Annotated in this window: 4 protein-coding genes and 1 pseudogene; all 5 read right to left on the bottom strand. The window is 63.0% G+C overall.

The features are described 5' to 3' along the window. Positions 1-326, bottom strand: a pseudogene (locus tag PQQ96_RS13960) (polysaccharide biosynthesis/export family protein); the annotation flags it as partial. A gap of 37 nt (positions 327-363) precedes the next feature. Further along, on the bottom strand, positions 364-1,317 hold the full coding sequence (locus PQQ96_RS13955) for a glycosyltransferase family 2 protein (protein WP_408292487.1): 954 nt from the start codon (positions 1,315-1,317) through the stop codon (positions 364-366). Between the two features lie 2 nt (positions 1,318-1,319). Next, on the bottom strand, positions 1,320-2,705 hold the full coding sequence (locus PQQ96_RS13950) for an undecaprenyl-phosphate glucose phosphotransferase (RefSeq protein WP_408292485.1): 1,386 nt from the start codon (positions 2,703-2,705) through the stop codon (positions 1,320-1,322). A 45-nt stretch (positions 2,706-2,750) separates the two neighbouring features. Then, entirely contained in the window at positions 2,751-3,485 is a 735-nt protein-coding gene (locus PQQ96_RS13945) for a Crp/Fnr family transcriptional regulator (RefSeq protein ID WP_006048767.1), read from the bottom strand. Positions 3,486-4,116: 631 nt separating this feature from the next. Further along, entirely contained in the window at positions 4,117-6,660 is a 2,544-nt protein-coding gene (locus tag PQQ96_RS13940) for a glycosyl hydrolase 2 galactose-binding domain-containing protein (RefSeq protein ID WP_408292499.1), read from the bottom strand. Positions 6,661-6,686 lie beyond the last annotated feature (26 nt).

Raw genomic sequence — 6,686 nt, 5'->3', positions numbered from 1 at the left:
CCCCCCCCCACGCCCGTGCCACCGCCGGTCAGTTCCGGGTGATCCCAGACGATGATGCTCAACTGGTCGCCGATACCGAGCCGATAGTCGTAGGCGCCGCGCGTCTGCGGCGTCAGGCACGATAGCGGGCAGACGGCCGGCACCGCGGCCGCGCGTTGCCGGCGAAAATAGCTGACATCGATGGTGTGCACCGGAAACTTCTCGGCGGTCTGCTCCGGCGGAGGAGGCGGCTCCAGCCGCTTGGTGTCCAGATAAGGTCCTGGCGCCAGTGAACAGGCGCATAGAGATGCAGCCGCGAGCCCTGCGGCAATCGTTCTGATAGTCATTTTAGTGGTCCCTCGCGTGAAGCAGCACGTTGATCGGTCAGCGCGCTGCCTCCTGCCATGCCCCGCGCATCGCGCGTAAACCAACTCGCCATTTGCGAAGCGCGAGTGCCACGCCGCCGCGCTCGAATGCCAACGACAATGCGCGCAGGAACCCCGGGTCCGCGCGATCGCCGATCAGCGTCGAGTAAACGACGAACGCCCATCGGCCGGGTGGCGTCAGGTATTCGCACATGATGAGTCGGAGATTGAATGACGCGTTATAGAAGGCGGCGTCGTTAAATGTGAAGCGCTGGTCTTCGTCGCTGCGCTGGGCCGGGAAGTGCTCCACCAGCAGCGACGGGTCGTAAATCAGGGTCCAGCCGCGCCGCTGCACGTCCAGACTGAAGCCCATCTCGCAGTGAACCTGCGCGCCGGTACCGCGCAAGCGGGCGTCGAAGCGCAGCGTGCCGATCGCCTCGCGGCGAAACGCCATGTTGACGCCCTTGAGCACCTGGACTTCGCGTGCCGCGCCGTGGCCGATATGGTGATTGCCGATGGTCCGGCCATACCAGCGCACGAGGCCGACGCGTGGCTTCTGCCCCTGGAGAATGCCATTGCGTTCATGCACGATGTCGCGTCCACCGAGGCCGCCGAGCGCCGGGTCGTTGTTGAACGCGCGGGTGATCCGCGCGATCCAGTCGGAATGCGGCGCGGCGTCGTCGTCGGTGAAGCAGAGCACGTCGCCGCTCGCGCTGTCGATGCCGAGGTTGTAGGCCGCGACCACGCCCGGCTTGTGCACCAGCACGATCCAGCGGCGCGGGTCGGGCCGGGTCGCGTCGCGCGTGCGCAACCAGTCGAGCGTCGCGTGGTCGTCGTGACGTGCTATCACGATCACTTCGTCGGCACGGCGCTCCTGCGCATCGAGTGCCGCGAGACAGCGTGCGAGATCCGCCGTGCGCCGGTACGTCGGCACGATCACGGAGACTTTCACAGACGGTTTCCGGAGTGGCATGGTCAGAATGCGTTGTGGCCGACGAAACCCTTGAAAATCGTGATGAACACGATCTTCATGTCGAACCAGAACGACCAGTTGTGGATATAGAAGAGATCGAACTTGACGCGCGCCTCCATCTTTTCGACCTTGGTGGTGGCGCCGCGATAACCGTTCACCTGCGCCCAGCCGGTGATGCCGGGTTTGATCCGGTAGCGGTTCATATAGCCATACACTTGATCCTTGTAGAGGTCGTCGTGTTCGACCGCATGGGGACGTGGCCCGACCACCGACATCTGGCCGAGCAGCACGTTCAGGAATTGCGGCAATTCGTCGAGACTGGTGCGACGCATGAAGCCACCGAGCTTCGTGACGCGCGTGTCGTTGCGCGCGGCCTGCGTGACCTGGCCGTGCGCTTCGTGGTGCACGGTCATCGAACGGAACTTGTAGATCGCGAACGGCTGGCCATCGACGCCCTTGCGGGTCTGGCGGAAGAACACCGGCCCGGGCGAGCTCAGCTTGATGCCGATCGCGAGCGCGATGAACACCGGGGCGAGCGCCACCAGCGCGGCCGCCGCGAACAGGCGGTCGAAGATCAGCTTGGGCCACATCTGCGGCGACGCGACGGGTGTCGCGCTCAGATTGAGCGTCGGTAAACCGACGACATCGACCAGCGCGTGGTTGAAAAGCGAGAGGCTGCGCACATCGGGAATAAATCGCAGATTCACGAAGTCATGTCGGAACATGTGCGTGAAGCGATAGATCATGTGTTCTTCTGAGAGCGGTAAAGCGAGCCACACCTCGTTCACATGCTCTTCGCGCACCTTGGCGGCGAACGCATTCAGATCGGTCAGCACGGGGAGGCGATTGAGACGCACGCCATAGGTGCCCGCCGCTTCGATGCTGGTGTCGAAGACGCAGACGGGCCGGAAGCCGGCTTGTGGCGCATGGTTGAGATGCGCAAGCAAGGTACGCGAGAAACCGGGTGCGCCGACGATTGCGACCGTGCGGAAGTTCATGCCGCGCCGGCGCACGCTCTGCAAGGCCACATGCACGAGGCACTTGGTGATGATGATCAGCGCGCCGGAGATCAGCGTCGAGTACGCGAACCACAGCCGCGACACCGCATCCATGCGGTGCAAGGTGAACGCCAGCAGAAGGGCGGTGGCGACCACCACCAGCCAGGCGGCGGCGACTCTCAGCAGCATGGAAGGCAGCGCCTTGCCACGCCACGTTTCATAGACGCCGAAGCCGGGAAACATCAGCAGCACGAGCACGCAGTTGAAGGCGATCAGAAGGCGCTCGGTGTCCGACAACGCAATTGGCGTCGAAAAACGCATCCAATGAGCGAGCAGTCCGCCCGCAATCACAAAGAGTGCGTCGAGACATCGCGCAGTATTCCTGAACATGTTGATCTACCCTGTAATCGAACGATGCAGCCCCTGGTCGATTGCTTACTCGACGGTTTCAGCCTGACGCAGGCGCGGCAGCAGGCGATCGAATTCGCGCTTGACGAGGCCGTAGCATTCGCAGGCGCGCGCTTCGAGACCTTTGCGGTCGAGTACCTTGATGTGGCCGCGGCTGTGATGAATCAGGCCTTCGTCGTGCAGCTTGCCGGCCGCTTCGGTGATGCCTTCGCGGCGCACGCCGAGCATGTCGGCGATCAGTTGCTGGGTGACCGTCAGATCGTTCGATGCCACGCGGTCCACTTCGATCAGCAGCCACCGGCACAGTTGCTTGTTCAAGGCGTGGTGGCGATTGCAGGCGGCGGTTTGCGCGACTTGCGTGAGCAGCGCGTGCATGTACAACAGCATCAGGCGGCGCAGGAAATCAGAGCGTGCGAATTGCTGCTTGAGCGCCTGTGCGCTCATCCGGTAGGCGAAGCCGGCGCATTGCACCTGCACGCGGTTCGGCATGGTTTCGCCACCTGTCAGCACCGGCACGCCGGTCATGCCTTCGCGGCCGACCGCGGCGATTTCGACCGAACTGCCGTCTTCCATCGTCGAGAGCATCGAGATGATCGCAGTGGTCGGGAAGTAGACGTGATGGATGCGTTGACCAGAATCGCACAGCAGTTGCTCGGTGCGCAGATGAACCAGTTCGAGATGCGGGGCAAGGGCTTGCCATTCGTGTGACGGCAACGCGCCGAGCAAATGGTTGCCGTGCAGATCTGATTGAAGTGTCAACATGATCGGTCCTCGCTGAAGCCGCGCGCAGCGTGACTTCGTGTTTTTTGATCCGATGCCTGCACCCTTGAATAAACGACATGCTGCCTGGCGAGCAGCGAGGGATGGACAGGAACGGCCCCGTATTGGCCTGATGCGTCACCGCGGTTCTTGTAGGTCGCGTTGCGGCGACGCGGTGTTGCGCTTTCTCTTTAGCGAGGAGCGTGCCAACCCTGGGGAAAACGAGTGCTGGTGCGGCGCAGCGAACCAGGCCTTAGCGGTGCGCGAAGCCAAATGTGACTTTTTGTTTCAATTCTGTACAACGCCTGCTTAATGCGCGCGCCCTACGCAGGGTATTTCTATTCGAGTCAAGTCCTTGATCGGATTGGGTTAGAGGCTGATGAGCATACCTTTGCAGGGGGTGTCTCATGGATGAAATAGCCTTTGTGCGCGCGTTGCCGGGGGGCGTCCGGAATGTGCCGGAATTGATTCAGATGTGTTCCATGCGTTGCGTACGGTGCCGCACGCATTGTCTTTTTTTGAAGATCGGAAAGTCGCAAAAGAACTAACAGTGTTTCTGTAGACCAGACAGTGGATTCGCACAGCGCGAGGTTTTACGCGGCTTGCGAAGGCAAAGCTAGTTCAGGGACGACAATCAACCGTAAAACGTGGCGGACATCGCATTGATTGCGCGCACTTCACCGGCGGGTGCCTCGCATGTTGCGTCAGCTTTAAACACCGCGTTAGATGCACGCGCAACGAATTGCTCAACGGGTAGGAGCGGCACAACGCAGGGGCCGTTCGGCGGCAGATGGAACCAGTCGTGCGCCGCGCGGTAGTGCGTGTCAATGATATGAACGAAGCGCGCAAAGCGCTTCGCTTCGATGACCAACTGCCAGCCGTCGGCGGTGCGCTCGGCGCCGACCGTAAGGCCTAGGTCGTGACGAACGTCTGCGCGCCGCTCCGGCAAATGAACCGCTTCTGAGACAACCCGGCCGCTCGCTGATTCGCGCAGCGTCGCAATCGTGACGTCGTGGGCGCGCGGGCCGAAGCGGTAGGCGTGCGTGAAATCGAAGAACTGGCCGAGGCACGCGGCCGCGCTGATGCGCTGGGTGCTGTGCGGCGCCAGTTCGACCGCGCGGCTGGCCGATGCGACCTTGACGCTGCCCTCGCGCAGGCAGACCAACTCCAGTTGCACCTGCAAGGGCCGAGCACGTTCGTTCAGCAGATGAATATCGAGGCCGTTGAGGCCTTCGTCAGTCATGACCACCTGGATGGGTTGCAGCGCCCGCGCGAGGCCGTGCAGGGCGCTTTTAGGCCGTCCTGTGGCATCAATCAAGCCCCAGCCTGCGCCGGCGCGCAGATCCTGGAGCTGCCAGACCAGCGCGCCGCCGCACGTCGAGCCGGCGCGCCGCCATTCGGCGAATACGTCGGCCATCAGGTCGGCGACCACCGCGCGCGACAGGTCCAGATAGCGCTCGGGGTCTTCGTAACGCAACCGCACCGGATCGACGCTGTAAAGCGTCTGAAGATAATGGTCGCGCACGTCGTCGAAATCCCAGCCGGCGCCGGGGTCACGCGGCACGGCTGCTTTCCAGCGCGGATCGTGCAGATGAATTGTGCCCAGCGCGCCGTGCAAGGTGGCGTCGTCGGGCACATTAGCGAAGGCGAGGCATTCGGCGGCGAAACGCACCTGCGAACGTCGGACGTCGTCGAGCGGGCGTTGATAGGCGCCCACGCCGTAGTAGTGCGTGATGCCCTCATTAGTTGAAAACGGCCACGCGCCGCCCGAGGGCGAGTTGCTCACGTACGGAACATCCGACCGCTCGCGCGCAACGATAGCCGGTAACTGTTCGGTAAAAAGTGGTTGCGCGCGCATCGAAGCGGGCAGGCCGAACATGGCTGCCTGCTGGTCGACTTCGCTGCCGCCGCACAGCACCGCGAGCGATGCGAAGCGGCGCGTGCGGGTCAGAAATTGGGTTGCTTCGCGTTCAATGGACGCACTGAAAGCGGCATCGTTCGGGTAGTCGAAATTCGCCAGCGCGAAGTCTTGCCAGACGAGCAGGCCGTATTCGTCAGCAAGCGAATAGAAGGTGTCGGACTCGTACACCATCGTGCCGCCGACTCGCAGCATGTTCATGCCTGCATCGCGAGCGAGCGCGAAAGCGTGACGCAATTGCGCCTCGGTGCCGGTCAGCGTGACGAGATCCGCGCTGGTCCAGCAGGCGCCGCGGCAGAACACCGGCGTGCCATTTACGCGTAAAGCGAAGCCCGCACCGTCCGCGCCGCGATCCACTTCGATGCTGCGAAAGCCGATCGATCCCAATGATTGGGATATGACGCACTCGTCATCAAGCTGCAACGTCAGAGGATATAAAGTGGGCTCGCCATGCGTGTGCGGCCACCAGCATTCAACATGCGGTACACGCACGCTGCCGGTCAGCGTATAGGCATCGTGCCATTGCAAGGACGAAACAACGCCACCGCAATTCAACGAAGCGGTGCACGTGTCGACGTCATGCGGGTGAAGGAAATGTAGCGTTAACGAAACAACGCCGTCGTCGTCTTCGAGTCGGCTTGTCAGATCAATCGTGTCGAATGCGTGTGGCACGTCGCTCAACATTTCAATCGGTCGCCATGGGCCGACTGCCTGCACCGACGGACACCATCCCGGCATATGGCCGAGCAGGGTGGTGCGCACGTTGCGCAAGGTGGAGGGTGTGACGAGCCGCGGCCGCCAGCGGGCGCGTGAGCGTTTTGCCGCCAGCGCCGGGGTCAGCGAGCGAAAGCACAGCGCGAGTGTCGCGCTGCCGTGCAGTTCGATGTCGAGATCGTGCGTGACGAACATCGAATCCGACGCCAGACGCTTGATACCATCGAGCCAGACTTCCGCGAGCGTGGCGAGGCCGTGCAGGCGCAAGCGGCGTTTGCCGGTGCCGGTCAGCGTGAGCCGATACCAGTGGTCGTCGAAGGCGAGCGGTGGCGGATTCGCGGTGTCGAGCAGGTCTGCGGCTCGGCGCGCGCTTGCCACCGTGCCGGGCACTTGCGCGGCGAGCCAGCCCTGTGCGGGCAACTCGGCGGGCGACGCGCAGGCACCAGCCGGCGTGCTGACGCATTGCCAACCCATGTCGAGTTGCTGCGGCCAGAGCTCCTGGGATTCCTGAGATAGTGCGGTGGGCGCGGCATCGACCGTTGTCATGCCGGCCGCGTCGGCCGTCTCAGCAA

The sequence above is a fragment of the Paraburkholderia sediminicola genome, from assembly GCF_046027825.1.
GTDB lineage: Bacteria > Pseudomonadota > Gammaproteobacteria > Burkholderiales > Burkholderiaceae > Paraburkholderia > Paraburkholderia sediminicola_D.
The sequence above is the reverse complement of the archived record's forward strand: the minus strand, read 5'-3'. Positions and strand labels throughout refer to the sequence as shown.

Excerpts from the sequence above, each read along its gene's own strand:
- PQQ96_RS13955 (WP_408292487.1), bottom strand. The coding sequence starts at position 1,317 with ATGCCACTCCGGAAACCGTCTGTGAAAGTCTCCGTGATCGTGCCGACG.
- PQQ96_RS13950 (WP_408292485.1), bottom strand. The coding sequence starts at position 2,705 with ATGTTCAGGAATACTGCGCGATGTCTCGACGCACTCTTTGTGATTGCG.
- PQQ96_RS13945 (WP_006048767.1), bottom strand. The coding sequence starts at position 3,485 with ATGTTGACACTTCAATCAGATCTGCACGGCAACCATTTGCTCGGCGCG.
- PQQ96_RS13940 (WP_408292499.1), bottom strand. The coding sequence starts at position 6,660 with ATGACAACGGTCGATGCCGCGCCCACCGCACTATCTCAGGAATCCCAG.